The sequence below is a fragment of the Anaeromyxobacter sp. genome, from assembly GCA_016718565.1.
Taxonomy (GTDB): domain Bacteria; phylum Myxococcota; class Myxococcia; order Myxococcales; family Anaeromyxobacteraceae; genus JADKCZ01.
In genome coordinates, this window is record JADKCZ010000001.1 from 549,301 (window position 1) to 574,385 (window position 25,085).

The following is a 25,085-nucleotide window of genomic DNA, read 5'->3' on the forward strand; positions in this document are numbered from 1 at the left end:
GAGCCGCCTGGCGAAAAACGGATGCCCGGCGAGAACGCCCAGCCGGCCTTCTTGCGGTCGCATGCGGTGAGGTGGGGAGGCTGGCCGCAGACGGTCGCTTCTGGCCACTTCGGGCCGACGGAAGTCGGTGGATGCGGCCGCACCTTCGAGGTCTAGCCGAGTCGGAGCCTACTCAGGCTCCCTTGCGCCCAGTGACTCCTGAGACTACGGCGCCGATGGTGTGGACCAGAACCCAAAATGCCGTGGCTGCAACCTTTGCCCGAACGTGGCTGCGGGGTCGCCCAGCGCGAACGAGCTGATGGACAACTTCGAGTGCGTCGCCGAGTTGCTCATCCGCAATGCGGCGAGGGACAACCAATTCCAACCAGCCGAACACCCGCTCCGCACTCACGGTTGCCGAGTAGACGCGCCGATTTGTCGGCCGTGGCCTTTCGCGTCCGAGGACAAAGAGCAGCAACTCTCGAGCTGTGAGGGGTTGCAGGCGCTGGACTTGAGAAGCAGCGACCTCCCTCATTCTCAGAAGCTTGCTCACGCTCTGGGTGTACAGGGAGTCGACCTCATCCCCTTGTGCTGCTGCGCAGGCCGCTACTTGTTGCACTTCAAGCATGAGCGCCGGCTCGCGGGTCTGAACCAGGGCCGGCCCAGCTTTGAGGCAAGCCTCCATTTGCTGCACGTTGAATGCGGCCCGCTGACGCAGGTCGCCGACCCCCGTCCGCGCTGAGGACAGCATCCCCACCACGGTCTCCATCTCCCGCACCACGTCCTTGATTTCGCTTAGGGCCGCGGCTCGGCGAGCGTCACAGCGGGGCTTGTAGGCCTTGTAGGCTCGCCAGAAGGTCAACGCGGCGGTAACGAGACTGAGAAGCGCGAAGGCGAGAATTGGGCTCATGGCCGCACCACCTGAAACTGAACGAGCGCCATGATGGCTTGGCTCTGCGCCGTAGCAGCACGGTGGCCCTTGGCGGTGATCCGGTAATATCGGCGCGGGCGGCCGCCGCGAATCCCGGTGGGATCGGCCTCCTCGTACGACTCGATGAGCCCGCTGCTCTCCAGCGATCTCAAGGCAGGGTAGACGGAACCTTGATTCAGCCTTACCGCGCCGCCCGTGCGAGTTCTTGCACGGTCAATGAGGTCGAGACCGAAGCCAGGACCCGAAATGAGGACCTGAAGAAGGGCCGCCTTGGTAGTGACCGGAGCATCCATGCTCCATTCATAATATCAAACCTTGAGGTTGGCAACCCTAGCGCACTTTCGAACTTCATGGGGAGCGCCTGCATGGAGGCAGCCAGGTGGGGCCGGCCGCATCGAAGTACGGGCGGGTCCGGATCGACGCTCAGATGGCCGCGCGCCAAAACGGAGCGCCACAGCAAATCACCTCAACCGTCCAGCCCGGCGATTAGGTGGAGTTCCGGTCGCGGGAGCCTCCTCCTGGTACGGCGCCTGGGAACCGCCTCCGGATCTTTGATGCCGGGACACCCAGGATCACTCCACAGCTCGTCAGAATGGAAATCCGGCAGGATGACGTCCTCTGCGTTGAGGTGGAAGGAGCAGTGGCCGACATCATGCTGCACGCGGTACAGAGTTCGCTCCCTGTCGCTGCCGGCCTGTGCGCTCTCGTGCAGCCGCCGCGCCGCCCCATCGGTTTCAGGATCCTCTCCCGAGAGTGACGTGATCGCTCCACGGAAGGACGCCTTCTTCCCGCGAGGCTGCGTCACTTTGAACTGCCTCCGGAAGTTCTCGACGTTGAGTGACTCCTGGACCCTGGCCGCGTCTTCGCTCTGTCGACCGTTGGGGCGCAGTGCCTTCCGCTTCTGCACCTCGGCAAGAAGGACGCGCAGGGTCTGCCTGTCACGGTGGGTCAACACATCGACAAGCGCGAGCCGGACCTCAGTCAGCGCAACGGACTGGGGGAGGCTGACAAGCATAACACTCAGTGCCGGTCGGTCGCCGGCCGAGATGGCCTCCAGGTCGGCGCGGAAGATCGCACTAGCGACACCACGCCAGGCGCTATTGCCCCAGAGGTCATAGCCTGGTCCTAGCGAGGCGTAGAACCGGGACCAGACGACGAAGTGGTCTCGGTGGAGCAGGTCAGCGCGCGGGATCGCAGCACAGCCGACGCCTTGCAGAGCCACATGGACGAGCGCCGTCTGATGTGGCGCCTGGTCCTCAAGAGGGGCCACCGACGCAGGGGTACGAGTCGTCCGGGCCGTGCCCTTAGAGCCCTTCCGCATGTTCATTCATAACGACGCTACCACGCGGCAGATGACGGCCGCCGAACGGAGCCTCGGATGATCGACCAGTCGAAGCTGAAGGGCCTGCTGGCGGAGCGCGGTCTCGCGCAGTGGCAGCTCGCCAAGAAGGTGGGCGTGAAGCCCAGCACCCTCTCGGACTACCTGCGCGGGGCCAGGCCGGCACCGGAGTCCCTGGAGTCTGAAGTCGAGCACGCGCTGCACCTCTCCCCCGGAACCCTCACTTCAAAGGAGCAGCGCTGATAGCAGAACGCCTTCCCGTTGGGCGGGAAGGCGTTCGTGTCGGCCGAGCAGGCCGACATCACCGCGCTGAAGACGCGATGAACTCCAAGAGTACCGCATCCGCCACAAACGTGCCGGTCACGCCGGCCGGCGCCTTCCGCTTCTCCTTCTACAACAACCGCTTCGACAACAACCCGGACCCGTCGGGCGAGCCGTCCTTCGCCGACTTCGCCAAGGCCCTCGTGGCCGCCGGCCACCGACGCGGTGCCAAGGACGGGCTGGCCTTCAGCCCCGCGGTCTTCCGGCCGGGCACCACCAGGGCGCTCGACAACGTCGAGGTGGTGACCGCCGTCGGCCTCGATCTGGAGCACGTCACGCCGGCCCGCATGGCCGCGGTGCGTGAGACCCTCAAGGCTTTCGACCACGTCCTCTACTCCACGCACTCACACCGCCCCGAGGAGCCGCGGTTCCGCGCCATCATCGCCCTGGAGCGCGAGCTGCCGGCCTCGCTCCACCCCCAGATCTGGGCCCTGGTCGCGGACATGGTCGGGACCGACGCGGTCGACCCCGCCACCAAGGACGCGAGCAGGCTCTTCTACCTGCCCGCGGCCCCCGAGGGCGCGACTGACACTGAGCTGGAGTACCACCCGGCCGACGGGGTAAGCGTCTTCGCCCTCGACCCGCTGGCCGCGCTGGGCCTGACCGAGACGCAGTACGCCGAGGCGCTGGCGCGAACCGCCGTGCCGTCCCTGGCGCCGGCGGTCTCCATCATCGGCGGTCTGGTCGAGAAGAAGGGCGCGTTGGCCCTCAAGCCCAGGCCAACAAGGGACGACATCGCGGCGCGCGTCCGTAGCGTGCAGAACGCCTGGTCGGACGGCATCTCGAAGCTGCTCGCCGGCCAGCCCTACGCCGACATGGGTGGTCGCGACGCCGCGGCCCACGGCATCGCCAGCTCCATCGCCTTCACCTGCCCCGAGGCCGACATCGAGGACATCACCGCGCTCTTCGCGGGCTCGGTGGCGACCATGGAGGCCAACGGAACGGACCCGTCGAACCCGCCGCCCTCCATGGCCGTGATCGAGGGCAAGGTCAGGCGGGCGCTGAACGCTGCCAGGACGAAGGTCGCTGGGGAGGAGGAGTTCAGGCAGAAGTCGGGATTCGGAGCGGCCATCGACGCGGCCCGGCTGGCGCCCTACACCATGCCCGTCGTGATCAGCCCGGAGAACGCTCCCGCCCCGGAGCCGGACCCGCGCCTCTTCCACGGGCTGGCCGGCCGGCTCGTTCGGGCCATCGAGCCCCACACGGAAGCATCTACCGTCGCCATCCTGGCGCAGCTCCTGGTGGCGCTGGGGAGTGTCTTCGGCCGAGCCCCCTTCGTCCTCGTCGAGGCGACCAGGCACCACTGCAACGAGTTCCTGGTCGTCGTGGGGCGTTCCGCCCGAGCCAGGAAGGGGACCAGCTGGGCCTGGGTGCAACGGATGCTGAAGGCGCTCGTTCCGGAGTTCGTGTCAGACAACATCGAGCACTCTCCCAGCTCGGGAGAGGGCATCGTCTACCGAGTCCGTGACGAGGTTCAGGAGCTGGACAAGAAGCAGGGAGTCGAGGTCGTGGTCGACCCCGGCGTCCCTGACAAGCGGCTCCTGGTCCAGATGGCCGAGTTCGCGATCGCCCTCCAGGCGATGAACCGCGACGGGAACATCTTGAGTTCGATCTTCCGGATGGCCTGGGACGGCGAGGATCTCGGGACGCTGACCAAGAACAACCGCTGCAAGGCAACCGAGCCGGCCATCTCGATCCTGGCACACATCACGGCCATCGAGCTGCGGCGCCTCCTCAACGCAACCGAAGTGGCCAACGGCTTGGGCAACAGGTTCCTCTTCGTCTATGCCGAGCGCACCAAGCTCCTGCCGGAAGGCGGCAACCTCAGGCAGGAAGACCTGGAGCCGTTTGTCATGGAGTTCAGGAAGGTCATCGACTTCGCCAAGACCGTCGGCCAGATGCAGCGCGACGCCGCCGCCAAGGCGCGATGGCGTGTCGTCTACCCGGAGCTGACCAGAGACGAGAACAGCCTGGTCGGCGCCTTGACCTGCCGCGCCGAAGGGCACGTCGTGCGCCTCAGCATGATCTTCGCGCTCCTCGACCTGTCCGCCGTGATCCGCGAGGAACATCTCGAAGCTGCGCTGGCCTTCTGGAAGTACACAGAAACGTCGTGCCGAATCGTGTTCGGAGACCAGCTGGGCGATCCCTTGGCCGACGCGCTACTGGCGGCCCTGCGGCAGCGGCCGGAGGGCTTGAACCGAACCGACATCAGCCGCGCCATCCTCGGAGGCCACAAGAAGACCGTGGAGATCACGCGGGCGCTGGCGGTGCTCCAGCAGCGTGGCCTGGCCGTTGTGGAGCAGACGGTTACGGCTGGCCGGCCGGCCGAGACCTGGCGCGCGACGACGAGCGTGTCTTCGTAGTCCAACCTGAAAGCCAACACGGAGAGCGAAATGCTGAATTTCACCACGACCTACGTCCCGCCGGGCGCCCATCTCTTGAGAATCGAGAACCTGGCGATCTTCGGGAAGCCCCCCCACGAGAGCGCCACATTCACGCTCGTGTCCAGGCGGTACTTCTCTGGTGGCCCAATGCCGACCGAGCCTGCCAAGACTTTCACAATCACCTACGGCCTGAGCACGTCCAACTTACGGAAGATGATCCAGGCCACCGGCAGAATGGGCGTGTGGAGCGGCGAGGAGCTGAACGTCGACGTCTTCGTGGGGGCCAAGGTGCTCGCCATCGTCACCAGCTCGCCGGTGCCCGGTGACGGGTACGAGGTTCACCTGACGATGGTGGGCTCCGCGCACCCCATGGAGCCGCCGAAGGAGAACATCTTCACGAGGCAGGCCCGGCGTCAGGGCCTCCTCACGAAGGGGACCTGATGGCCGCCGTCGTCGACGACGGCCTCTGGACCGCCAAGGAGACCGCGGCCTTCCTGAAGGTGTCGGTCTCTTGGACCTACCTACACGCCGCGGCCGGGACGCTGCCGTCGGTGAGGATCCTCGGCCTGCGCCGGTTCCTCCCAGCGCAGATCAAGGCCTTTGCCGCCGGGCAGCCCGTCCCGACCTCAAACATCCTCTCGTTCCCGGTGGATAGGGCCGCACGTTGATTGTGTACGTCGTGCCGCTATACAACGAAGTCATGACTCTGAACGCCATCATGATGATGAGGTTTCCCAGCGAGGTGAAGGTGGCGCTCGCCAAGGCCGCCAAGGCCGAACAGCGCAGCATGAGCAACCTGACCTTGTCGGTCATGACGGCGTGGCTGGTCGAGAACGGCTACATGAAGCCGACCAAGCCGGCCGCCAAGAAGGCGAGGTAGTCATGGCGAGCGTGTTCCGCAGGGTCCGGTGGCTCATGTCGGGTCAGCGCCTCTCGGAGGAGGAGGCGCGGGACCTCATCCGGCAAGGCGCGCCGGTCGAGCGCCGAGAGCGGGGCGCCTGGTACCTCCGCTACCTCGACTCCACCGGGAAGTGGGTCGACGAGCGGTCGAGCGCCAAGACCAAGACTGAGGCCCGTCGGCTGGCCGAGGAGCTAGAGCGGCGCGCCGCCCGGGTCCGGCTCGGCCTGGAGGTGGGGCTGCCCGCGGACGGTGGAGGGCCGCTGAAGGAGCTGATGAAGTGGTGGCTGGAGACGCGGGAAGGCACGCCGTCCTGGGACACCGAGAGGGGGACGGTGACGAAGCACCTACTCTCCTCCGACCTTGCCGACCTGCCGCTGGCCCAGGTCAGACCGCCACGCATCGAGACCCACCTCCGCCGCCTCGACAAGATCCTCGCGGCCCAGACCGTCAACCACGTCCGCGGCTACCTGGTGCGGGCCTTCAACGACGCCAAGAAGCTCGGCCGGTGGCCCGGCCCCAACCCGGCCGAGGAGACCGCGCGCCGCCGCATCCCCAGGCGCCTGCCCGACTACCTGAAGGCCGAGGAGGTGCCGGCGGTCATCGAGGCCCTGGACCCTCGCTGGCGCGCGCTGTACGCGACGGCGGTCTTCACCGGCCTCCGCAAGGGCGAGCTGCTCGGCCTCCGGAAGACCGACGTGAACCTCGACGCCGGCCTGATCCTGGTGGCCCGGTCCTACGACCACGACACCACCAAGGGCGGCCACACCGACGTCATCCCCATCTCGGCCGAGCTGGCCCCCTACCTCAAGGCGGCCGTCGAGGCCTCCCCGAGCGGCCTGGTCTTCCCGGCGGCCGACGGCGCCATGATGTCGAAGGAGACCGGCCTGGAGCTGGTCCTCCGGCGCGCACTGGGCCGCGCTGGCATCGTCCAGGGCTACAGCCACGTCTGCCGGGCCCGGGTGAACGCCCAGGGCAAGAGGGACCCCAAGGGCACGCGCTGCGGGCACGTCGAGGCCCAGCCCGACCGGGCGCCCCGCCGGTGCCCCGTCCACGGCGACAAGCTCTGGCCCCGGATGCTCATCCGACCCATCCGGTTCCACGATCTCCGGCACAGCACTGCCTCATTGCTGATGATGGCTGGGGCCAACCCGGCGGCCGTCCAGCGCCTCATGCGCCACCGGGACCCCCGCACCACCACCGAGATCTACGGTCACCTGGCGCCGGGCTACCTGAAGTCCGAGGCCGACCGGCTCACCTTCGGCCCGATGGCGGCGCCGGCCGCGCCGAAGGCCGAGGAGGCCAAGGCGGCCGCCTGCGGCGGCTTGCTGGACTCCTTGCTGGACCGGGGCACCACCTACGACGAAGGGCCTCCAGGTCGCCCTGGAAGCCCTCGCGATTCCTTGAAGATTTGGAGCGGGAAACCGGATTCGAACCGGCGACCCTCAGCTTGGGAAGCTGATGCTCTACCAACTGAGCTATTCCCGCGAAACGACCCCTGATCTGCCCCGATCCCGGCCCCGAGTCAAGGCAAGAGCGGCGCTGCGCCCTGCCCGCCCTGCGGGTAGAGTCGGCCCCGTGACCGACCTCGAACGCCGCATCGCAGAGGGGCTCGCCGAGCTGCGCGCCCGCTTCGCCGACCGGATCGCCGCCACCCCGGCCCGCAGCGACGCCACGCCGCAGGGCGACGGGCCGAAGAACCGCCACGGCATGCCGCAGGAGCCGCCGGGCCAGAACGTCTTCGAGCAGGCGGAGTGGCCGGTGCTCGACATCGGGCTCACCCCCAAGGTGGCCCCGGCCGCCTGGAAGCTCACCGTCGACGGCGCGGTGGCCACCCCGGGCACCTTCACCTGGGACCAGTTCCACGCCCTGCCGCAGGTGGACGACCAGCAGGACTTCCACTGCGTCACCGGCTGGTCGATCCTGGACATGACCTTCCGCGGGGTGCGCTTCGAGACCCTGGCGGCGCTGGCCCGGCCGCTGCCGGAGGCCACCCACGTGATGTGCCACGCGGCCGACGGCTACTGCACCAACCTGCCGCTCGAGGAGGCGCTCAAGCCGGCGGTGCTGCTGGTGCACCAGCTCGACGGGCAGCCGCTGGCCGTGGACCACGGCGGCCCGGTGCGCATGGTGGTGCCGGAGCTGTGGGCCTGGAAGGGCGCCAAGTGGATCAACCGGCTGGAGTTCATGACCCACGACCGGCGCGGCTACTGGGAGATCCGCGGGTACAGCAACACGGCGCACCCGTGGCGCGACGACCGGATGTGGTGAGGGGCGCCGCGGGCCCGGGCGCGCTGGCGGCGCGCCCCCTCGGCCCCGCGCCCGCCTACTTCTTCTTGGCGAAGGCCCTGAAGAACCCGGCCAGCTCGGTCGAGGCCTCCTTGAACGAGGCGGTCTCGGGGACCACCTCCACGTCCTCGCCCTCCACCCACAGGCCACCGCAGGACTCGCAGGTGTCGTAGTGCAGGCCGAGCTTCTCGCCGCCCTCCACCACCACCAGGTCCACGTTGCAGGCGGGGCACATCCCGGCCAGCTCCTCCACGTTGATCTGGCCGCCGATGGCGGTCAGGGCGGGGAGGTTGTTGTGCAACAGGATCTTGTTCAGGTCCGTGCCGTCGACCCACAAGCCGCCACACTCCGAGCACCGGTTGATGGAGCTCTCATCCTGCGTGATGGCGGCGAGTTCGACGCTGCACCGAGGGCAATCCATGACGTGTCAGGTCCTCCTTCGGGACCGTTGGGCACTGCGAGGGGAGGTGTGGGGAGGCACGCGTTCTGGTCCAGGGGTGCTGGATGTACGGGACCTTAGTCGAACACCGCGCCGCCGATCAACGCCCACCGGCGCCGGCGGCGGGCACCACCCGGCGCAGGGCGTCGATCAGCCGGCGCAGCCGCTCGGCGTGGAGCTTCAGGGCCACCCGGTTGACGATGAGCCGGGCCGACACCTCCAGCACGGTCTCGGCCACCTCCAGGCCGTTGGCCTTGAGGGTCTCGCCGGTCTCGGTGATGTCCACGATCCCGTCGGCCAGCCCCAGCGAGGGGGCCACCTCGATGGAGCCGTGCAGGTGGATGATCTCGGCCGGCAGCCCCCGGGCGGCGAAGTGGGCCGAGGCCAGGTTGGTGTACTTGGTGGCGATGCGCGGGGCCACCCCCTTGGGCAGCGGCGTGCCCCCCTTGGGCCAGGCCACGATGACGCTGCAGCGCCCGATGCCCAGGTCGAGCGGCTCGTAGAGGTCGCGCGGCTCCTCGCGCAGCACGTCCAGCCCGGCCACCCCCACCGCGGCGGCGCCGTGCTCCACGTAGCTGGCCACGTCGGCGGCGCGGATGGAGATGAAGCGCAGCCCGGCCTCAGGGGCGTCGGCGGCCAGCTTGCGGGTGCCGGAGAGCAGCGCCTTGGGCGAGACGTCCAGCGCCTCCTCGAAGAGCTTGGACGCCTCGTCGAGGAGGCGCCCCTTGGGCACGGCCACGGTGATGAGCTCGGAGGTCATGGTCCCTTTCGCGCGGGTGGGCGGCGGGCGCCTCACTCCTTGGCCCGGCGGATGCGCGCCCCCAGGGGCGCCAGCTTGGCCTCGATGCGCTCGTAGCCGCGGTCGAGGTGGTAGACGCGCAGCACCTCGGTGGTGCCCGCCGCCGCCAGCCCGGCCAGCACCAGCGCCGCCGAGGCCCGGAGGTCGCTGGCCATCACCGGCGCGCCGGAGAGGGCCGGCACGCCGCGCACCACCGCGGTCTTGCCGTCGATGGTGATGTCGGCCCCCAGCCGCAGCAGCTCCTGCACGTGCATGAAGCGGTTCTCGAAGACCGTCTCGGTGACCCGCGACGAGCCGTCGGCCAGGCAGAGCGGCACCATCATCTGGGCCTGCATGTCGGTGGGGAAGCCGGGGTGCGGCGAGGTGCGGACGTCCACCGGCCGCGGGCGCCCGTCGCCCACCACCCGCACGCCGCCCTGCACCGCGGTGACGGTGGCCCCCACGGCGCGCAGCTTCTCCACCAGCGACTCGAGATCCGCCGCCAGGCAGCCCTGCACCACCACGTCGGAGCCGGGCAGCGCCCCGGCCACCATGAAGGTGCCGGCCTCGATGCGGTCGGCGATGACGGTGTGGTCGAGCGGGCGCAGCCGCTCCACGCCGTCCACCCGGATCTCGTCGCTGCCGGCCCCCTCGATGCGGGCCCCCATGCGCACCAGCGCGGCGGCCAGATCGATGACCTCCGGCTCGCGGGCGCAGTTCCTGAGCACGGTGCGCCCCTCGGCCAGCGTCGCCGCCATCATGACGTTCTCGGTGCCGGTGACGGTCTGCCCGTCGAAGGTGAAGACCGCCCCGTGCAGCCGGCCGCGCGGCGCGGTGGCGGTGACGTAGCCGTGGGAGAGCTCGATGACGGCCCCCAGCGCGGTCAGCCCCTTCAGGTGCTGGTCGATGGGCCGGGCCCCGATGGCGCAGCCGCCCGGCAGGGACACCCGCGCCTTGCCCCAGCGCGCCACCAGCGGCCCCAGCACCACCACGCTGGCGCGCATGGTCTTCACCAGCTCGTAGGGGGCCTCGGGCGTCACCGCCGCGGGCACCCGCACCGAGACGGCGTGGTGGTCCTCGCTGCGCTCGAAGGTGCAGCCCATGTGGCCGAGCAGCCGGCCCATGGTGCGCACGTCGGCCAGGTCCGGCACGTTGCGGAGCTGGTGGTCGCCCTCGGCCAGCAGCGCGGCGGCCACGATGGGCAGGGCGGCGTTCTTGGCCCCGGAGACCTGCACCACGCCGCGCAGCGGCACGCCCCCCTCGATGACGATCTTGTCCACTTGTCCTGCTCCGGTGCGGCGGTGGGGGGCGGGTGGGGGTGGCTGGGGCGGGCGCGGATTCTACGCGGGGGCGGGGGCCGCCGCCATCCGGGCCACGGTGAGGCGGGGCAGCCCGGCCAGGTCGCGCCGCGCCTCGGCGGAGGCGAAGCCGGCGGCCCGGCACAGGGCCGGCAGCGCCTCGAGGTGGGTCTCGTGCATCTCCAGCAGCAGCGCCCCCCCGGGGGCGAGCCAGCCGGGCGCCCCGGCCACCAGGCGGCGCAGCACCGAGAGCCCGTCCGGTCCCCCGTCCAGCGCCAGCCGCGGCTCGCGCCGCACCTCGCGCATCAGCCCGGCCAGCTCATCGGTGGGGACGTAGGGCGGGTTCGAGACGATGACGTCGAAGCGCGCCCCCGCCGGCAGCGGGGCGAAGAGGTCGCCCTGCAGGAAGGTCACGGCGGCGCCCAGGGCCGCGGCGTTGGCCTGGGCCACGGCCAGCGCCTCGGCCGAGAGGTCCACGGCGGTGACCCGCGCCCCCGGCCTCCCCAGCGCCAGGGTCACCGCCAGGGCGCCGCTGCCGGTGCCGAGGTCCAGCGCCGCCCCGCCCTCGGGCAGCGCCAGCAGGGCGGCCTCGGCCAGCTGCTCGGTCTCGGGGCGCGGCACCAGCACCCGGGCGTCCACCAGGAAGCGGTGGCCGTAGAACTCGCGGGCGCCCACCAGGTAGGCGGTGGGCTCGCCCTCGGCGCGCCGCTTGACCAGCGCGCGGTAGCGCCCCAGCTCGGGGTCGCCGAGCGGCTTGTCGAAGTCCAGGTAGAGCCGCACCCGGTCGCAGCCCAGGCGCGCTGGCCAGCAGGAGCTCGGCGGTGAGGCGCGGGGCGTCCACGCCCTTCTGGGCGAAGAAGCCCTGGGTCCAGCCCAGCAGCTTGAGGGGGGTCCAGGCCTCGGTCATGGCGCGCCGCGCTCGGCCGCCCGGCGGCGACCCGCCGTGGCGGGCCGGCCAGGCCTGGCGGCCCTCAGGAGCCCCGCTCCGACCCGCCGCCGCTGCTCTCGCCGCGCGAGGCCTCGCGCAGCGCCTCGGCGGCGTAGAAGGTGCGGCAGGCGTCCACCAGGTCCTGCAGGTCGCCGTCCATCACGGCCGGCAGGTTGTGGCGGGTGTAGCCGATGCGGTGGTCGGTGAGCCGGTCCTGCGGGAAGTTGTAGGTGCGGATCTTCTCGGAGCGGTCGCCGGTGCCCACCTGGCTCTTGCGGGTGGCCTCGCGGGCGCTGCGCTGCCGCTCCTGCTCCAGCTCGTAGAGCTTGGCCCGCATCAGCTTGAGCGCCATGGCCCGGTTCTTCAGCTGGCTCTTCTCCTGCTGGCACTTCACGATGGTGCCGGTGGGCTTGTGCGTCATGCGCACCGCCGAGTCGGTGGTGTTGACCGACTGGCCGCCGGCGCCGGTGGAGCGGAAGACGTCGATCTCCAGGTCGGCCGGGCTGATCTGGATGTCCACCTCCTCGGCCTCCGGCATGACGGCCACGGTGGCGGTGGAGGTGTGGATGCGCCCCTGCGCCTCGGTGGCCGGGACCCGCTGCACCCGGTGCACCCCCGACTCGTACTTGAGCCAGGAGTAGACCTGGTCGCCGGCGATGGTGAGGGTGGCCTCCTTGACGCCCCCCAGCGTGCCGGCCGAGGTGTCGAGCAGGTCCACCTTCCAGCCGCGCCGCTCGGCGTAGCGGATGTAGAGGCGCACCAGCTCGGCCGCGAACAGGCCGGCCTCGTCGCCGCCGGCGCCGGCCCGCACCTCCACGATGACGTCCTTGTCGTCGGCCGGGTCGCGCGGGATGAGGAAGAGCTTGAGCTGCGCCTCGGCCGGCTCCAGGCGGGGCCTGAGGAGCCCCAGCTCCTCCTTGGCCAGGTCGCGCATGTCGGCGTCGGCCAGCAGCGCCTCGTTGTCGGCGATCTCGGCGGTGAGCCGCCGCCAGGCGCGCAGCGCCTCCACGGTGGACTCCAGCGCGGCGCGCTCCTTGGAGACCTTGCGGAAGCGCTCCCCGCTGGACGCCACGGCCGGATCCGACAGGGAGTGGGTCAGCTCCTCGAACCGCTGCTCGATGGCGTCGAGCCTCTTCAGGACCTCGGGGGGAGAGCATGTGGGCGCCCCTGTTTACCCGCATCGCCGGGGGGCGGCAAGCCGCCGGGTTCCCGCAGCACCCGCGGTATGGGATGATGCCGCCCATGCCGGAACGCCTGGTGATCAGGGGAGGGTTGGTGGCCGCGGCCGGCGCGCCCGCGCCGGCCACCCTGGTGCTGGAGGACGGCCGGGTGGCGGCGGTGGTGCCGGCCCCCGAGGTGGTGCCGCCCCGCCCGGGCGACTGGGAGGTGGACGCCGCCGGCCGCCTGGTGGTGCCGGGCGCGGTGGACGCCCACACCCACCTGGCCCTGGGCACGCTGGCGCGCCTCTCCGGCCTGCCGGGCCAGGCGCCGGCGGTGCTGCACGCCTGGCGGTCCCGCCTGCGCACCTCGCTCGAGCCGCGCGCCGAGGCGGAGCACGTCGAGGCGCTCACCGCGGCCGGCGCGGTGGCGGCGCTGCGCGGCGGCGTCACCTGCGCCTTCGACCTCTTGCGGGCCGCGCCCGGGCGGGCCGCCGAGTCGCTGGCGGCGGCCGGCCGGGCGGTGGAGGCGGTGGGGCTGCGGGCGGTGCTGGCCTACGGCGCCAGCGACCGCGACGGCGCCGGCCTGGGCCTGCGCGAGGCGGGGGCCTCGGCCGCCTTCGCCGAGCGCCACCGCGACCACCCGCTGCTGCGCGGCGCGGCCGGCCTCGACGGCCTGGACGCCGCGCCCGACGACCTCCTGGCCGCCCTCTCGGCGCTGGCCCCGCGCCACGGCCTGCTGGCCTCCATCGCCGAGGACGAGACCGACCTGGCGGCGGCCTACTTCCGCGGGGCGCTGCGCCCCATCGACCTGCTGGCGGCGCGCGGCCTGCTGGGCCCGCGCACCGTGGTGGCCCACGGCGCCACCACCATCCGCGAGGAGGGGGCGCGCCTGGCCGCGGCCGGCGCCACCCTGGCCTCCACCCCGCGCGCCGCCGCCTTCTGGGGCACCCAGATGCCGCCGCTGGCCGAGCTGGCCGGCGCGGGGGTGGCGGTGGCGCTCGGCACCGACGGCCTCTTCCCGGACACCGCCTGCGAGCTGGTGGCCTCGGTGCTCTTCCAGCGCGGCCAGGCCCGCACCCCGCGCGCCGCCCAGGACCTGGCCGGCAGCACGCTCTGGCCCTGCGCGGCGCGGCTGGCCGGCCGCTCCTTCGGGGCGGCCTTCGGCGAGCTCACCCCCGGCGCGGTGGCCGACGTGGTGATCCTCGACTGGCGCCCGGCCGTCCCGCTGCCGGCGCTGCCGCTCGGCGACCTGGCGCTGCTGTGGGCCGGGGCGCCGGCCGCCTGGGCCATCGTGGGCGGCCAGGTGCGGCTGCGCGAGGGGCGGCTGCTGGGCGTGGACGAGGCCGCGGTGGCGGCCCGGGCGCGCCAGGCGGCGGCCCACCTCTTGGCCTGAGCGGCCGGCCCGTCGATACTGCTGCCCCCCGCGGCGCCCCCGCTGCGGCCCCGCTTCCGGAGCGCACCTGGAGAGACCCATGACGGCACCCCGCCTGCTGGCCGCCACCCTGGCCGCCCTGACCCTCGCGGCCTGCTCCGAGCACGACACGCCCACCCCCAGGCCGCCCCGCCTGAAGCTGTCGGTCTCCACCCTCACCTTCACCGCCCAGCTCGAGGGCGCCGACCCGGCGGCCAGGGCCGTCACCGTGACCAACGCCGGCAACGGCACGCTGGCGAAGCCGGAGGCCGTGGTGACCTACCAGGGCGGCGCCGGCTGGCTCACCGCCGAGGTGAGCGGCACCGCCGCGCCCTTCACGCTGACGGTCACGGCCGCACGAGGCGCCCTGGCCCAGGGGAGCTACGCCGGCACGGTGACCCTCACCGCGCCGGGGGCGGACAACTCGCCGGCCCTCGGCGTGACCTTCACGGTGGGCGCGGCGCCCCCGGCGGCGCTCTCGCTCTCGGCCAGCACCCTGGCCTTCAGCTCGCCGGCGGTGGGCACCGACCCGGCCGCGCAGGCGCTGCAGGTGGACAAGGTGGGCGCCGGGGCGCTGCCCGCGCCGACCACCTCCATCAGCTACCCCGCGGGCGGGGCCACCGGCTGGCTCTCCGCCGCCGTGACCGGCTCGGCGCCGCCCTACACCGTGACGGTGACCGCGGCCACCGCCGGCCAGCCGCTTGGCCTGCACACCGCCACCCTGTCGGTGGCCTCGGCCGGTGCGCCCAACTCGCCGCGCACCGTGGCGGTGGAGCTGGCGCTGGGCCGGGTGGTGACCGTGTCCAGGCTGATCACCCACTGGGCCGGGGACGCGGCGGGCACCACCGCGGTGGCGGCCGATCCCGGCGTGAGCGCGGTGGTCCTGTCGCAGCCGGACGGCGCGGGCGGCTTCACCGTCACCACCATGAAGCCGGCGGCCGAGGCGGGGCGGTGGCGCGCCGGGGTGAAGCCGGGCGCCTACCAGGCCAAGGTGGCCTTCGCCGATGGGAGCTCCATCACCGTGGGGAGCAGCGCCGACGACCTCGACCTCGGCGAGGATCGGGGCGGGCGGGCCGACGTGGCCCAGGCCACGCAGCCCACCCAGGCCACGCTCACCCTGGGCGGGCTCGACACCTGGCAGGGCTTCGACTCGCTGCGCTTCTTCTCCTGGGGCGCGCAGCTGGCCCGGCCGCTGGTGCCCACGGCGGACTGGACCGGCTTCAGCGACCCCGAGCCGTACGCCTTCGACTGGGCCGCCCTGCTCGGCCCGCTGCTGGTGGCCGGCGACGACCTGGTGGTGGCGCAGTACCGCTTCGGCGTCGGTGAGCAGGTGGCCACCATCGAGTACCGCGAGGCGGTGGCCGTCACCGCCCTCGACGAGGCCACCAAGGTGACCATCGCCGACGGCCAGCCGTTCGCCCTCTCGCCGCCGGCGGCCACGCTGGTGCACGACCTCTCCGGCCTGCTGCCGCTCGACTGGCGCCAGACCGAGTTCGAGCTGGCGGGCGCCGACTTCGCGCCGGCGCCGCTCAGCGAGCCGCACCGGGTGGGGGTCTACGCCATCCCGGCGCCGCTGGCGGCCCCGTCGCCGCTGGGCGCCGCCGCCGCCACGCTGGTGGAGGCCAGCTTCCCGGCCATCGCGCTCGACGTGGACGCCGGCACGCTCACCTACGCCCGCTTCCTGCCGCCCCAGTACCGGGAGTACCTGGAGGCCGCCTACGAGCTGCCGGCGCCGGTCCGCTTCAGCGCCACGGCCGCGCCGCTGCCCGGCGCGGTGAACCAGGTGCTGCGCCGCGACGCCCTGACGGCGCTGCCGAGCCCGGTGGGGCCGGCCCTGGGCGCGCCCCAGGCCCCCAGCCTGAACGACCTCGACGCCCTGGTGGCGCGGGTGGGCGTGCCGGCCACCCCGCTCCTGAAGTGGTTCCCGCCCAACACCGGCGTGGCCACCAGCATGCGCCTCGAGGTCTGGCGGCTGACCTCGGCCGACGGCCTCACCACCCAGGGCGCGCGGGTGGCCCGGTGGGTGCTGCCCGGCGCCGCCACCGAGCTCGAGCTCCCGGTGGGCACCCTGGCGGCCGGCGGCACCTACGCCATCCGGCTGGCGGCCCGCTCCTGCCCGGCCGACGCGGGCGAGGCCACCCCCTACCGCGCCGGCGTGCCGTTCGCCGAGGGCGTGCTCTGGACGGCCGCCTTCACGGTGGCGTCGCCGCCCTGACGGGCCGACCTGCGCCCGGCCGTCGCCCCGGCGGCCCGGAGGGCGCGCACGGAGCCGCCCCTCACTCGCGGCGGCGCGCCAGCGCCTCCGACAGGGCCTTGAGCGGCCCCACGTCGGCGCGCGCCGAGTCCACCAGCAGCCGCAGCACGGTGAGCGCGGCGCGGGTCAGCTCGATGAGCTGCTCCAGCCGCCGCGCCTTGAAGCGGGCCTGGGCCTTCACCGCCGGGTCCACGTCGGCCAGGGCGGCGCGCAGGTCGCCGAGCGCCCGGTCGAAGGTGGCCAGGGCGCCCTTCACCTGCTCCATCTCGCGCTGCCTGAGCACCCGGGTCACCAGCCGCCAGACGTTGGTCTCGGCGAGGTAGTGCTCCTTGCGGTCGCCCGGCACCTCCACGCCGCGCACCACGCCCCACTGGCGCAGCTCGGCCAGCGACATCGAGAGCAGGCCGGTGGAGATCTGCAGCCGGTCGCACAGCTCGGGCGCCGCCAGCGGGCGGTCGGAGAGGAACAGCACCGCCCAGACCCGCCCCAGCTGCCGCTTGAAGCCCCACAGCTCCATCAGGCCGCCCACCGCGTCGGCCACGGCCTGGTCGGCCTGCAGCAGGGCGAAGCTGGCGGGGGCGCGCGAGGGCGGGCGGGAGAGGGCGGGCACGGTCAGGCCACCCACAGGTCGAGCAGCGCGCAGGCGGCGAAGGCCACCGAGGCGAAGGCGTTGTAGTCGAAGAAGGCCACGTTGAGCCGGTCGGGGCGCAGGGCGCCGCCCGGGGCCACGTAGAGGTGCTCGGCCAGCAGCACCGCCGAGAGCACCGCGCTGCCGGCCAGCCAGGCCACCCCGCGCCCGGCCAGCGGCCCGGCCAGCGCCACCGCCACCGCGGCCACCACGTGCAGGCCGCGCGCCCACCACAGGGCGCCGGCCACGCCGAAGCGGGCCGGGATGGAGTGCAGCCCGGCCGAGCGGTCGAAGTCGGCGTCCTGCAGCGACCAGAACAGGTCGAAGCCGGCGATCCAGGCGCCCACGCCCACCCCCAGCACGATGGAGGGCAGCGGCGCCGCGCCGGTGAGCGCCAGCGCCACGCCGATGGGGGCCAGGGACTGCGCCACCCCCAGCCACAGGTGGCAGGCCCAGGTGAAGCGCTTGGCGTAGGAGTAGCCCAGCAGGATGGCCAGCACCGGCGGCGCCAGCCAGCCGGTCAGGGGCGAGATGAGCGCGGCGGCCAGCACGAAGAGCCCGGCGGCGCCCGTGAGGAGCGCCCAAGCGGCGCGCGGGCTGACCGCGCCGGTGACCAGCTCGCGGCCGGCGGTGCGCGGGTTCAGGGCGTCGAAGCGCCGGTCGGCGATGCGGTTCATGGCCATGGCGGCGGTGCGGGCCGCCACCACCGCCAGCGCCACCAGCGCCAGCCGCCCGGGCTCGAGCCGGGCGTCCCGGGCCACCAGCACCACCGCGGCCGCCACGAAGGGCAGGGCGAAGAGGGAGTGCGACAGCCGCACCATGCGGGCCAGCGCGGCGACGCTCACGGCGAGGGGGCCTCCGGGTGGTGCCGGGCCAGCCAGCGCAGCGGCGGCGCGCCGGGGCTGGAGGCGGCCAGCAGGTGGTCGAAGGGGTCGCCGACGGGGCGGCCGTCGAGCGGCGCGGCCAGCAGCCCGGGCGCGGCGCCCACGGCCAGGCGGCCCAGGCCGGGCGCCCCCACCGCGGCGCCGTTCCAGGCCAGCGGCAGGAGCCAGCCGGGTGGCACCTCGGGGAAGTCGCGGCGCAGCCGCGCCAGCTCGGCCAGCGGCGCCAGCGAGGGCGAGGACGCCAGGCTGTCGGTGCCGATGGCCAGCGGCACGCCGGCCGCCAGCAGGTGCAGCAGCGGCGGGGCGGCGCGCGAGATGTGGTGGTTGGAGCGGGGGCAGAGCACCACCGTGCAGCCGGCGCCCCGCAGCAGGCCCAGGTCCTCGTCGTCCAGGTCCACGCAGTGCACCAGCAGCCAGCCGGGGGCCAGGTGCGGCGCCGCCAGGGCCACCGGGGACCGGGCCCAGCCGGGCTGGCCGGGGGGGCCGCCCATGCGGGCGCGCAGGGCGGCGAAGGGGCCGGCGCCGCCCGCCGCGAACTCGCGCTCGGCCGGGTCCTCGGCCAGGTGCAGCGAGGCGGGCGGCCCGCGCAGCAGCGCCAGCAGGCCGGCCGGCGCGGTGGAGTAGAGCGCGTGCGGGCTCTCCACCACCCGCAGGTGGGGCGCGGCCGGCGCGGCGGCGCGGACGGCGGCGGCGGCCTCCCGGGCGGCGGCCAGCCGCTCGTCGGTGGCGCCGAAGACCTCGTGGAAGACGGTGCCGACCAGCCCGGCGGCGGCCAGCGGCGCCAGCGACCCGAGGGTGTTGGAGACGTCGCCGACCGCGGCCACGCCGGCCTCCACCAGCGCGGCGGCGGCGGCGGCCATGGCGGCCACGGCCCCGGCCTCGCCGGTGGCGCGCCGCACCCCGACGAACCGCTCGATCCAGGCCGGCAGCCCCTGGCCGCCGGGCACCAGCCCGGCCAGGTGGGAGAGCTCGAGGTGCAGGTGGGCGTTCACCAGGGCCGGGAAGATGACGCCGTCGACCCGCTCCCCCTCGCCGTGGCGCGCCTCCACCGCGGCGCGCGGCCCCACCGCCACCACCCGGTCGCCGTCGAGCGCCACCGCCCCCTCGCGCAGGGGCGGGGCGGCCTCGGCGGCCGGGCCGGCGTGATCGGGGCCGGCCGGGGCGGCCAGGCCGGGCAGCACCCAGGGGGCCGAGAGGACGCGGATCACGCGCCGGCCCCGCCCAGCCGGTCGTAGCGCATGGTGCGCCGCGAGGGCCGGAAGCCGGCGTCGCGGATGTGCCGCTCCACCTCCTCGGAGTCCATCGAGAAGGTGGTGCCGGCGGCCGAGACCACGTTCTCCTCGATCATCACCTGGCCGAAGTCGTCGCAGCCCATGTGCAGCGCCGCCTGCGCCACCCCGCCGCCCATGGTCACCCAGGAGGCCTGCAGGTGCGGCACGTTGTCGAGGAAGAGGCGGGCCAGCGCGTTGGTGCGCAGGTAGGCGTGGGCGCTGCCGTCGGAGGCCACCAGGCGGGTGTTGGCGCTCTGGAAGGGCCAGCAGATGAAGGCGGTGAAGCCGTGCGTCTCGTCCTGCAGGTCGCGCAGGCGCGACAGGTGGTGGACGCGGTGGCGCGGCTCCTCGCCCACCCCGAACATCAGGGTGGCGGTGGACTTGAGGCCCACCTGGTGGGCGGTCTTCATCACCGTGAGCCACTCGTCGCTGGAGCACTTGAGCGGCGCGATGCGGCGCCGCACCTCGTCGTCCAGGATCTCGGCGCCGCCGCCGGGGATGGAGTCGAGCCCGGCGCCGACGAGCCGCCGGATGGTGGCCTCCAGCGCCAGCTCGCTGGTGCGGGCGATGTGCCAGATCTCCTCGGGGGAGAGGGCGTGCAGGGTGATGGTGGGGTAGCTCGACTTCACCCAGCGGAACAGGTCCTCGTACCACTCGATGCCCAGGTCGGGGTGCAGCCCCCCCTGCAGCAGGAGCTCGATGCCGCCCAGCCGCAGGGTCTCCTCGATCTTCCCCGCCAGCTCCTCGCGGGTGAGCACGTAGGCGTCGGCGGCCCCGCGCGGCCGGTAGAAGGCGCAGAAGTGGCACGCGGTGGTGCACACGTTGGTGTAGTTGACGTTGCGCGAGACGATGTAGGTGACCACGCCGTCCGGGTGCAGGGCGCGGCGGCGCGCGTCGGCGGCCAGGCCCAGCTCCAGCAGCGGGGCCTGCTCGTCGAGCGCCTCGGCCTCGTCGGGGTCGAGCCGCTCGCCGGCCGCCCCCTTGGCCAGCGCGGTGTCCACCGAGACCGGGCGGCGCACCCGCTTCACCCGCACGTGGTCGTCGGCGTAGCGCACCGTGGTGGGCGGCAGGAAGCCCTTCTCGGCCGCCACCCGCAGGAAGGCCTCCAGGCCGTCCATCTCGTGCGGCCCCACGCCGTAGCGGATGCGCTGGGTGAGGTAGCGGCGGTAGCGCTCCGGGTCGCCGCCCCGCTGCGCCGCGAACTTCTGGGCCAGCTCGGTGCGGAGGCCCTGGCCGTGCTGGGCGGCGCGGGCCAGCTCCTGCACGTCCTCCGGGGTGAGCACGCCGGGGCGGGCCGCCCAGACGGCGAAGAGCATGGGCAGGCCGGAGAGCTTGTTCCACTCGCGCCCCAGGTCGAGCACCTGGCTCTTCTTCACGTCGAAGGCCCGGTCGCCGATGACCAGCGCCCCCTTGGTGCCGGTGGCCAGCGCCACGCCCTGCTCGGCCGGCAGCGGCGTGAACCGCGGGTGGACGCCCATGGCGTCGAGGACGATCTTGGCCAGCACCACCGAGGTGCGCGAGGCGGTGTCGAGGAAGACCTCGTCCCAGATGGCGGGCGACTGGTCGCCCACCAGCAGCACCGTCTGCACCGGGCCGTCGGCGCCCACCGCCAGGCCGGGCACCACCTCGTAGTCCTTGCCGGCCAGCGCCCCCACCGGCAGCAGGGCCAGGTCCACCTCGCCGGCCTCCAGCAGCGCGGCGCAGCGCGAGGGCTCGGCCAGCACCAGCTCGATGCGGTCGGAGCGCTCCAGCCCGGCGGTGAGGGGCCAGGCGTTCAGGAAGGAGACGGCGGCGGCCTTGAGCTTCGGCATGGGGACCTCTAGGCGACCACCGAGAGATGCGGCGGCGGCGGGGCGGCCGGCGGGAGCGGCTGCTGGTGCACCTTCAGCACGTGGTAGTTGGAGTCGCGCTCGGCCGGCACCCGCCCGGCGGCGCGGATCAGCTCGTGCAGCGTCCGCTCCGAGAGCGCCTGCGGCACGGTGGAGCCGGCCATGTGGTAGATGCGCTCCTCCAGGACGGTGCCGTCCAGGTCGTCGACGCCGAAGGCCAGCGCCACCTGCGCCAGCCGCTCGCCCAGGCTCACCCAGTAGGCCTTCACGTGGTCGAAGTTGTCGAGGTACAGGCGCGCCACCGCCAGGGTGCGCAGGGCGTCGTACCCGGTGGGCTTGGGGTAGGCCTTCCCGATCATGTTGTGCTCGGGGTGGAAGGCCAGCGGGATGAAGACCTGGAAGCCGCCGGTCTCGTCCTGCAGCTCCCGCAGCCGGCGCATGTGGTCGACCCGCTCGTCGAGCCGCTCGATGTGGCCGTAGAGCATGGTGGCGTTGGACTTGAGCCCCAGGCCGTGGGCGGTGCGGTGGATCTCCAGCCACTGCTCGGCGGTGGCCTTGTCGTCGCAGATCTTGCGGCGCACCCGCGGGGCGAAGATCTCGGCGCCGCCGCCGGGGATGGTGCCCAGGCCGGCGGCCTTCAGCTCGGAGAGCACCTCGGCGTAGCTCTTGCCGAACTTCTCCGCCCAGTAGTGGTACTCGATGGCGGTGAAGGCCTTGATGGTCAGCTCGGGCCAGGCGGCGTGGATGCGGCCCAGGAGCGAGGTGTAGTAGTCCCACGGCAGGGTGGGGTGCAGGCCGGCCACGATGTGCACCTCGGTGATGCCGAGGGGGCGCTTGGAGAGCACCTTCTCCACCGCCTCGTCGAGGGACATGGTGTAGCCCTCGGAGGCCTGCTGGTCGTCCTGGCGGGCGAACGAGCAGAACTTGCAGGTGGCCACGCACACGTTGGTGGGGTTCAAGTGGACGTTGCGGTTGTAGAAGGCCAGCTGCCCGTGGCGCGCCTCGCGCACGTGGTTGGCCAGCGCCCCCAGCGCCGCCAGGTCGGTGGACTCGAAGAGCGTGAGGCCGTCCTCGTCGGTGAGGCGGACGCCGCCCAGCACCTTGTCGCGGATGGGGCCGAGGCCGTCGCGCTCCAGGGCGCGGTGGGCCAAGAGGGAGAGGGGCATGGGCTTACGGGTCCTCCACCGGCTCGGGCGCGCGGGGCACCAGGCCGGTCCAGCGCTTCATGAGGTCGTTCGGCAGCCCGACCCGGTCGAGCACCCGGGCCACCACCGTGCCCACCAGCTCGTCGATGGTGCGCGGCCCCGAGTAGAAGGACGGCGAGGCCGGCATGACGAAGGCGCCGGCCTCGATGACCTGGGTCATGGCGCGGGCGTGCACCAGCGAGATGGGCGTCTCGCGCAGCACCAGCACCAGCCGGCGCCGCTCCTTGAGCATGACGTCGGCGGCGCGGCCCACCAGGTCCACCGAGAGGCCGTAGGCGATGCGCGACAGCGCGCCGGCCGAGCAGGGGATGACCACCATGGCGTCGTACTGCGAGGAGCCGGAGGCGAAGGGGGCGGTGAAGTCCTGGTTGCTCCAGGTCGTGAAGGGGTAGCGGGGGGCCCCGCCGATCTCCTGCGCCCAGACCTGCTTGCCGGTGGTGGTGAAGACCAGGTCGGTCGAGACGCCGTGGGCCGGGCCGTGCTCGGCCAGGAAGTCGAGCAGCTTCTTGGCGTAGGGGGCGCCCGAGGCGCCGCTGACCGCCACCACCAGCTTCACGCGCGCACCGCGGTGACCAGCCCGCAGACGCCGGGGAAGAGGGTCTGGCCGCGCACGTCCGCGAAGCCGGCGCGGCGCGCCGCCGCCTCGAACTCGGGGCGGGAGGCGAAGCGCTCCATCGACTCGACCAGGTAGCGGTAGGCCTCGGGGTCGGGGGAGAGCACCCGCCCCAGCACCGGCAGCGCCAGCCGGTTGTAGAGGCCGTGCACCAGCCGCGGGCCCGCCGACTCCGGGCGGAAGAACTCCAGCACGCCGAGCCGGCCGCCCGGCTTGAGCACCCGGGCCAGCTCGGCCAGGCCCACCTCGTAGCGCTCCAGGTTGCGCATGCCGAAGGTGACGGTGGCCAGGTCGAAGCGGGCGGCGTGGAAGGGCAGGGCCAGAGCGTCGGCCTGGCTGGCCGGCAGGCCGGTCTTCTCGACGCCGCGGCGGAGCATCTGGAAGGAGAAGTCGGCGCCCACCACCGAGAGCCCGGGGGTGCCCCGCCGGGCCAGGTCGGCCACGTCCATGGTGCCGGCGCACAGGTCGAGCAGCGCCTCGCCGGCGCGCGGGGCCAGGCTGGCGAGCAGGCGGCGGCGCCAGGCCTGGTCCACCTTCAGCGTCATGACCCGGTTGAGCAGGTCGTAGCGGGGCGCGATGCGGTCGAACATGGCCCGCACCGCGGCGCCGCGCGTGCCGTGGCCCTCGCCGGGCAGTGGCACCGCGCCGGCCTTGGCGGCCGCGGGGCCCGGCCCGGCGCCGGGGCTGGGGCCGCTCACTGGAGGATCCCGCCCTTCCTGGGCTTCCAGGAGGCGGCCGGCGGCGCGGCCAGCCTCGGGCGCGTGAGCGGCGCCGCGCCCGGCACCAGCCGGTCGTAGAGCGCGTCGATGCGGGCCACCACCTCGGGCGGGTGGACGCACACCTCCGGCCACTCGCGCCCGCCCTCCTCGACCCACTTGCGGGTGGCGTCCACGCCCAGCTTGCCGCCGAAGGCGAAGTGGACCGCGGCGTGGTCGAGCACGTCGACCGGGCCGTCGGCGATGACCAGGTCGCGCTTCACGTCCACGTTGGCGAAGGCCCGCCAGGCGGCCTGGCTGACGTCCTGCACGTCGACGTCCTCGTCGAAGACCACCAGGGTCTTGGTCTGGGCCATCTGGCCCGAGCCCCACAGGCCGTGGATGACCTTCTTGCCCTGGCCCGGGTGCTCCTTCTTGATGGAGACCAGGCAGAGGTTGTGGAAGACGCCCTCCACCGGCATGCAATAGTCGACGATCTCCGGCGCGATGAGCTGGATGAGCGGCAGGAAGAGCCGCTCGGTGGCCTTGCCGAGCCACTGGTCCTCCACCGGGGGCGGCCCCACCACGGTGGCCGGGTAGACCGCGTCCCTGCGGTGGGTGATGGCCACCACGTCGAGCGCCGGGTAGTCGTCGGCCAGCGAGTAGAAGCCGGTGTGGTCGCCGAAGGGGCCCTCGCGCACCAGCGGCGCCGAGGTGTCCACGAACCCCTCGATGACGATGTCGGCGTCGGCCGGGACCTCGAGGCCGGTGGCCACGCCCTTGACCATGCGGACCCCCTCGCCGCGCAGCCAGCCGGCGAAGAGGTACTCGTCGATGTTGGGCGGCAGCGGGGCGGAGGCGCAGTAGGTGAGGGCGGGATCGCCGCCCAGCGCGATGGCCACCGGCATCCGCTCGCCGCGCTTCTGGTACTCGCGGTAGTGGGCGGTGGCGGTCTTGTGCAGCTGCCAGTGCATGGCCAGCCGGTGCGGGCCCATCACCTGCAGCCGGTACATGCCGACGTTGCGCAGGCCGGTCTCCGGATCGCGGGTGATGACCTGCGGCAGGGTGATGAAGGGGCCGCCGTCGTGCGGCCAGGTGGTGAGCACCGGCAGGATGGAGAGGTCGGCCTGCGCCCCGGTCAGCACCACCTCCTGGCAGGCGCCCGAGGAGACCAGCTTGGGCCCCATGGTGGCGAGCTTGCCCAGGGTGGGCAGGAGCTTCAGCTTGTCCCAGAGGGTCTTGGGGGGCGCGGTCTTGAGGAGGCCGCGCAGCGCGTCGGCGTGCTCCTGGAAGTCGTCGCAGGAGAGCGCCCAGCTGGTGCGCCGGCGGGTCCCGAAGAGGTTCATGGCCACCGGGAACCTGCCGGAGGAGGGGCGCTCGAAGAGCAGCACCGGCCCGCCCTGCTTGGCGGCGCGGTCGGCCAGCGCCGCCATGTCGAGCCGGAGGTCGACGGGGTCCTGGAAGCGGGTCAGTTCCCCGGCTCGCTCGGCGCGATCGAGGAACTCGGTGAGCGAGCGGTAGGCCATGGCGCGCGGATCTCTACCCCGGCGC

At 73.1% G+C, this 25,085-nt stretch carries 23 protein-coding genes, 1 tRNA gene and 2 pseudogenes; 9 read left to right on the forward strand and 17 right to left on the reverse strand.

The features are described 5' to 3' along the window. Nucleotides 1-172: 172 nt before the first annotated feature. The 3 genes from IPO09_02355 to IPO09_02365 form a co-directional block, all read right to left on the reverse strand. Nucleotides 173-889, reverse strand: coding sequence for a hypothetical protein (locus IPO09_02355; GenBank protein ID MBK9516195.1), 717 nt, complete (start codon nt 887-889; stop codon nt 173-175). After that, complete coding sequence (locus IPO09_02360; protein MBK9516196.1) at nt 886-1,203, reverse strand: helix-turn-helix transcriptional regulator; 318 nt, start codon at nt 1,201-1,203, stop codon at nt 886-888. The genes IPO09_02355 and IPO09_02360 overlap by 4 nt, the downstream gene beginning before the upstream one ends. Nucleotides 1,204-1,376: 173 nt before the next feature. Then, nucleotides 1,377-2,237 carry a hypothetical protein gene (locus IPO09_02365; GenBank protein MBK9516197.1) on the reverse strand — a complete coding sequence of 287 codons (861 nt, stop codon included), beginning with the start codon at nt 2,235-2,237 and terminating at the stop codon, nt 1,377-1,379. A gap of 81 nt (nt 2,238-2,318) precedes the next feature. Here IPO09_02365 and IPO09_02370 point away from each other — a divergent pair, with 81 nt between their 5' ends. The 6 genes and pseudogenes from IPO09_02370 (at nt 2,319) to IPO09_02395 (ending at nt 6,808) form a co-directional block, all read left to right on the forward strand. Continuing rightward, nucleotides 2,319-2,492, forward strand: coding sequence for a helix-turn-helix transcriptional regulator (locus IPO09_02370; protein MBK9516198.1), 174 nt, complete (start codon nt 2,319-2,321; stop codon nt 2,490-2,492). A gap of 110 nt (nt 2,493-2,602) precedes the next feature. Continuing rightward, a complete protein-coding gene (locus tag IPO09_02375) occupies nt 2,603-4,933 on the forward strand; it encodes a hypothetical protein (GenBank protein ID MBK9516199.1) in 2,331 nt (776 codons plus the stop codon). A gap of 30 nt (nt 4,934-4,963) precedes the next feature. Next, nucleotides 4,964-5,395 (forward strand): hypothetical protein, encoded by a 432-nt coding sequence (locus tag IPO09_02380; GenBank protein ID MBK9516200.1) that lies wholly within the window; start codon nt 4,964-4,966, stop codon nt 5,393-5,395. Next, nucleotides 5,395-5,622 carry a helix-turn-helix domain-containing protein gene (locus IPO09_02385; protein ID MBK9516201.1) on the forward strand — a complete coding sequence of 76 codons (228 nt, stop codon included), beginning with the start codon at nt 5,395-5,397 and terminating at the stop codon, nt 5,620-5,622. The genes IPO09_02380 and IPO09_02385 overlap by 1 nt, the downstream gene beginning before the upstream one ends. Before the next feature lie 32 nt (nt 5,623-5,654). Then, complete coding sequence (locus IPO09_02390) at nt 5,655-5,834, forward strand: hypothetical protein (protein ID MBK9516202.1); 180 nt, start codon at nt 5,655-5,657, stop codon at nt 5,832-5,834. 2 nt (nt 5,835-5,836) lie between these two features. After that, nucleotides 5,837-6,808 (forward strand): annotated as a pseudogene (locus IPO09_02395) (tyrosine-type recombinase/integrase). Nucleotides 6,809-7,264: 456 nt separating this feature from the next. Here IPO09_02395 and IPO09_02400 read toward each other — a convergent pair. Further along, nucleotides 7,265-7,340 (reverse strand) — tRNA-Gly (locus IPO09_02400). Between the two features lie 90 nt (nt 7,341-7,430). Here IPO09_02400 and IPO09_02405 point away from each other — a divergent pair. Next, nucleotides 7,431-8,123, forward strand: a complete 693-nt coding sequence (locus IPO09_02405) for a molybdopterin-dependent oxidoreductase (protein ID MBK9516203.1) — start codon at nt 7,431-7,433, stop codon at nt 8,121-8,123. Between the two features lie 55 nt (nt 8,124-8,178). On the opposite strand, the gene IPO09_02410 is transcribed toward IPO09_02405, so the two are convergent. The 5 genes and pseudogenes from IPO09_02410 to prfA form a co-directional block, all read right to left on the reverse strand. Continuing rightward, on the reverse strand, nt 8,179-8,562 hold the full coding sequence (locus IPO09_02410; GenBank protein ID MBK9516204.1) for a zf-TFIIB domain-containing protein: 384 nt from the start codon (nt 8,560-8,562) through the stop codon (nt 8,179-8,181). 118 nt (nt 8,563-8,680) lie between these two features. Continuing rightward, a complete protein-coding gene (locus IPO09_02415; GenBank protein MBK9516205.1) occupies nt 8,681-9,340 on the reverse strand; it encodes an ATP phosphoribosyltransferase in 660 nt (219 codons plus the stop codon). Between the two features lie 32 nt (nt 9,341-9,372). Continuing rightward, nucleotides 9,373-10,638, reverse strand: a complete 1,266-nt coding sequence (murA, locus tag IPO09_02420; GenBank protein ID MBK9516206.1) for a UDP-N-acetylglucosamine 1-carboxyvinyltransferase — start codon at nt 10,636-10,638, stop codon at nt 9,373-9,375. A gap of 60 nt (nt 10,639-10,698) precedes the next feature. After that, a pseudogene (gene prmC / locus IPO09_02425) lies at nt 10,699-11,563 on the reverse strand (peptide chain release factor N(5)-glutamine methyltransferase). Between the two features lie 64 nt (nt 11,564-11,627). Next, nucleotides 11,628-12,722: a peptide chain release factor 1 gene (gene prfA, locus IPO09_02430; protein ID MBK9516207.1), complete on the reverse strand. Its 1,095-nt coding sequence runs from the start codon at nt 12,720-12,722 to the stop codon at nt 11,628-11,630. A gap of 104 nt (nt 12,723-12,826) precedes the next feature. On the opposite strand from prfA, the gene IPO09_02435 reads away from it, so the two are divergent. Beyond that, nucleotides 12,827-14,137, forward strand: a complete 1,311-nt coding sequence (locus tag IPO09_02435) for an amidohydrolase family protein (protein ID MBK9516208.1) — start codon at nt 12,827-12,829, stop codon at nt 14,135-14,137. A 79-nt stretch (nt 14,138-14,216) separates the two neighbouring features. Next, the gene (locus IPO09_02440) at nt 14,217-16,370 is read left to right on the forward strand and encodes a hypothetical protein (GenBank protein MBK9516209.1); all 2,154 of its coding nucleotides are present in this window, start codon (nt 14,217-14,219) and stop codon (nt 16,368-16,370) included. Nucleotides 16,371-16,431: 61 nt separating this feature from the next. Here the strand turns inward: IPO09_02440 and IPO09_02445 are convergent, their stop codons facing one another. From IPO09_02445 to IPO09_02480, 8 genes are all read right to left on the reverse strand, one after another. Further along, nucleotides 16,432-17,019 (reverse strand): ArsR family transcriptional regulator, encoded by a 588-nt coding sequence (locus tag IPO09_02445; GenBank protein MBK9516210.1) that lies wholly within the window; start codon nt 17,017-17,019, stop codon nt 16,432-16,434. A gap of 2 nt (nt 17,020-17,021) precedes the next feature. Then, nucleotides 17,022-17,882 carry a UbiA family prenyltransferase gene (locus tag IPO09_02450; GenBank protein ID MBK9516211.1) on the reverse strand — a complete coding sequence of 287 codons (861 nt, stop codon included), beginning with the start codon at nt 17,880-17,882 and terminating at the stop codon, nt 17,022-17,024. Beyond that, nucleotides 17,879-19,129, reverse strand: coding sequence for an amidohydrolase family protein (locus IPO09_02455; GenBank protein ID MBK9516212.1), 1,251 nt, complete (start codon nt 19,127-19,129; stop codon nt 17,879-17,881). The genes IPO09_02450 and IPO09_02455 overlap by 4 nt, the downstream gene beginning before the upstream one ends. Further along, nucleotides 19,126-21,003: a dehypoxanthine futalosine cyclase gene (gene mqnC / locus IPO09_02460; GenBank protein ID MBK9516213.1), complete on the reverse strand. Its 1,878-nt coding sequence runs from the start codon at nt 21,001-21,003 to the stop codon at nt 19,126-19,128. Before mqnC ends, IPO09_02455 begins: the two co-directional genes overlap by 4 nt. Before the next feature lie 8 nt (nt 21,004-21,011). Then, a complete protein-coding gene (gene mqnE, locus IPO09_02465; protein ID MBK9516214.1) occupies nt 21,012-22,187 on the reverse strand; it encodes an aminofutalosine synthase MqnE in 1,176 nt (391 codons plus the stop codon). 4 nt (nt 22,188-22,191) lie between these two features. After that, on the reverse strand, nt 22,192-22,782 hold the full coding sequence (locus IPO09_02470; GenBank protein ID MBK9516215.1) for a UbiX family flavin prenyltransferase: 591 nt from the start codon (nt 22,780-22,782) through the stop codon (nt 22,192-22,194). Next, entirely contained in the window at nt 22,779-23,429 is a 651-nt protein-coding gene (locus tag IPO09_02475; GenBank protein MBK9516216.1) for a ubiquinone/menaquinone biosynthesis methyltransferase, read from the reverse strand. Before IPO09_02475 ends, IPO09_02470 begins: the two co-directional genes overlap by 4 nt. A gap of 104 nt (nt 23,430-23,533) precedes the next feature. Beyond that, nucleotides 23,534-25,060 (reverse strand): menaquinone biosynthesis decarboxylase, encoded by a 1,527-nt coding sequence (locus tag IPO09_02480; protein MBK9516217.1) that lies wholly within the window; start codon nt 25,058-25,060, stop codon nt 23,534-23,536. Nucleotides 25,061-25,085 lie beyond the last annotated feature (25 nt).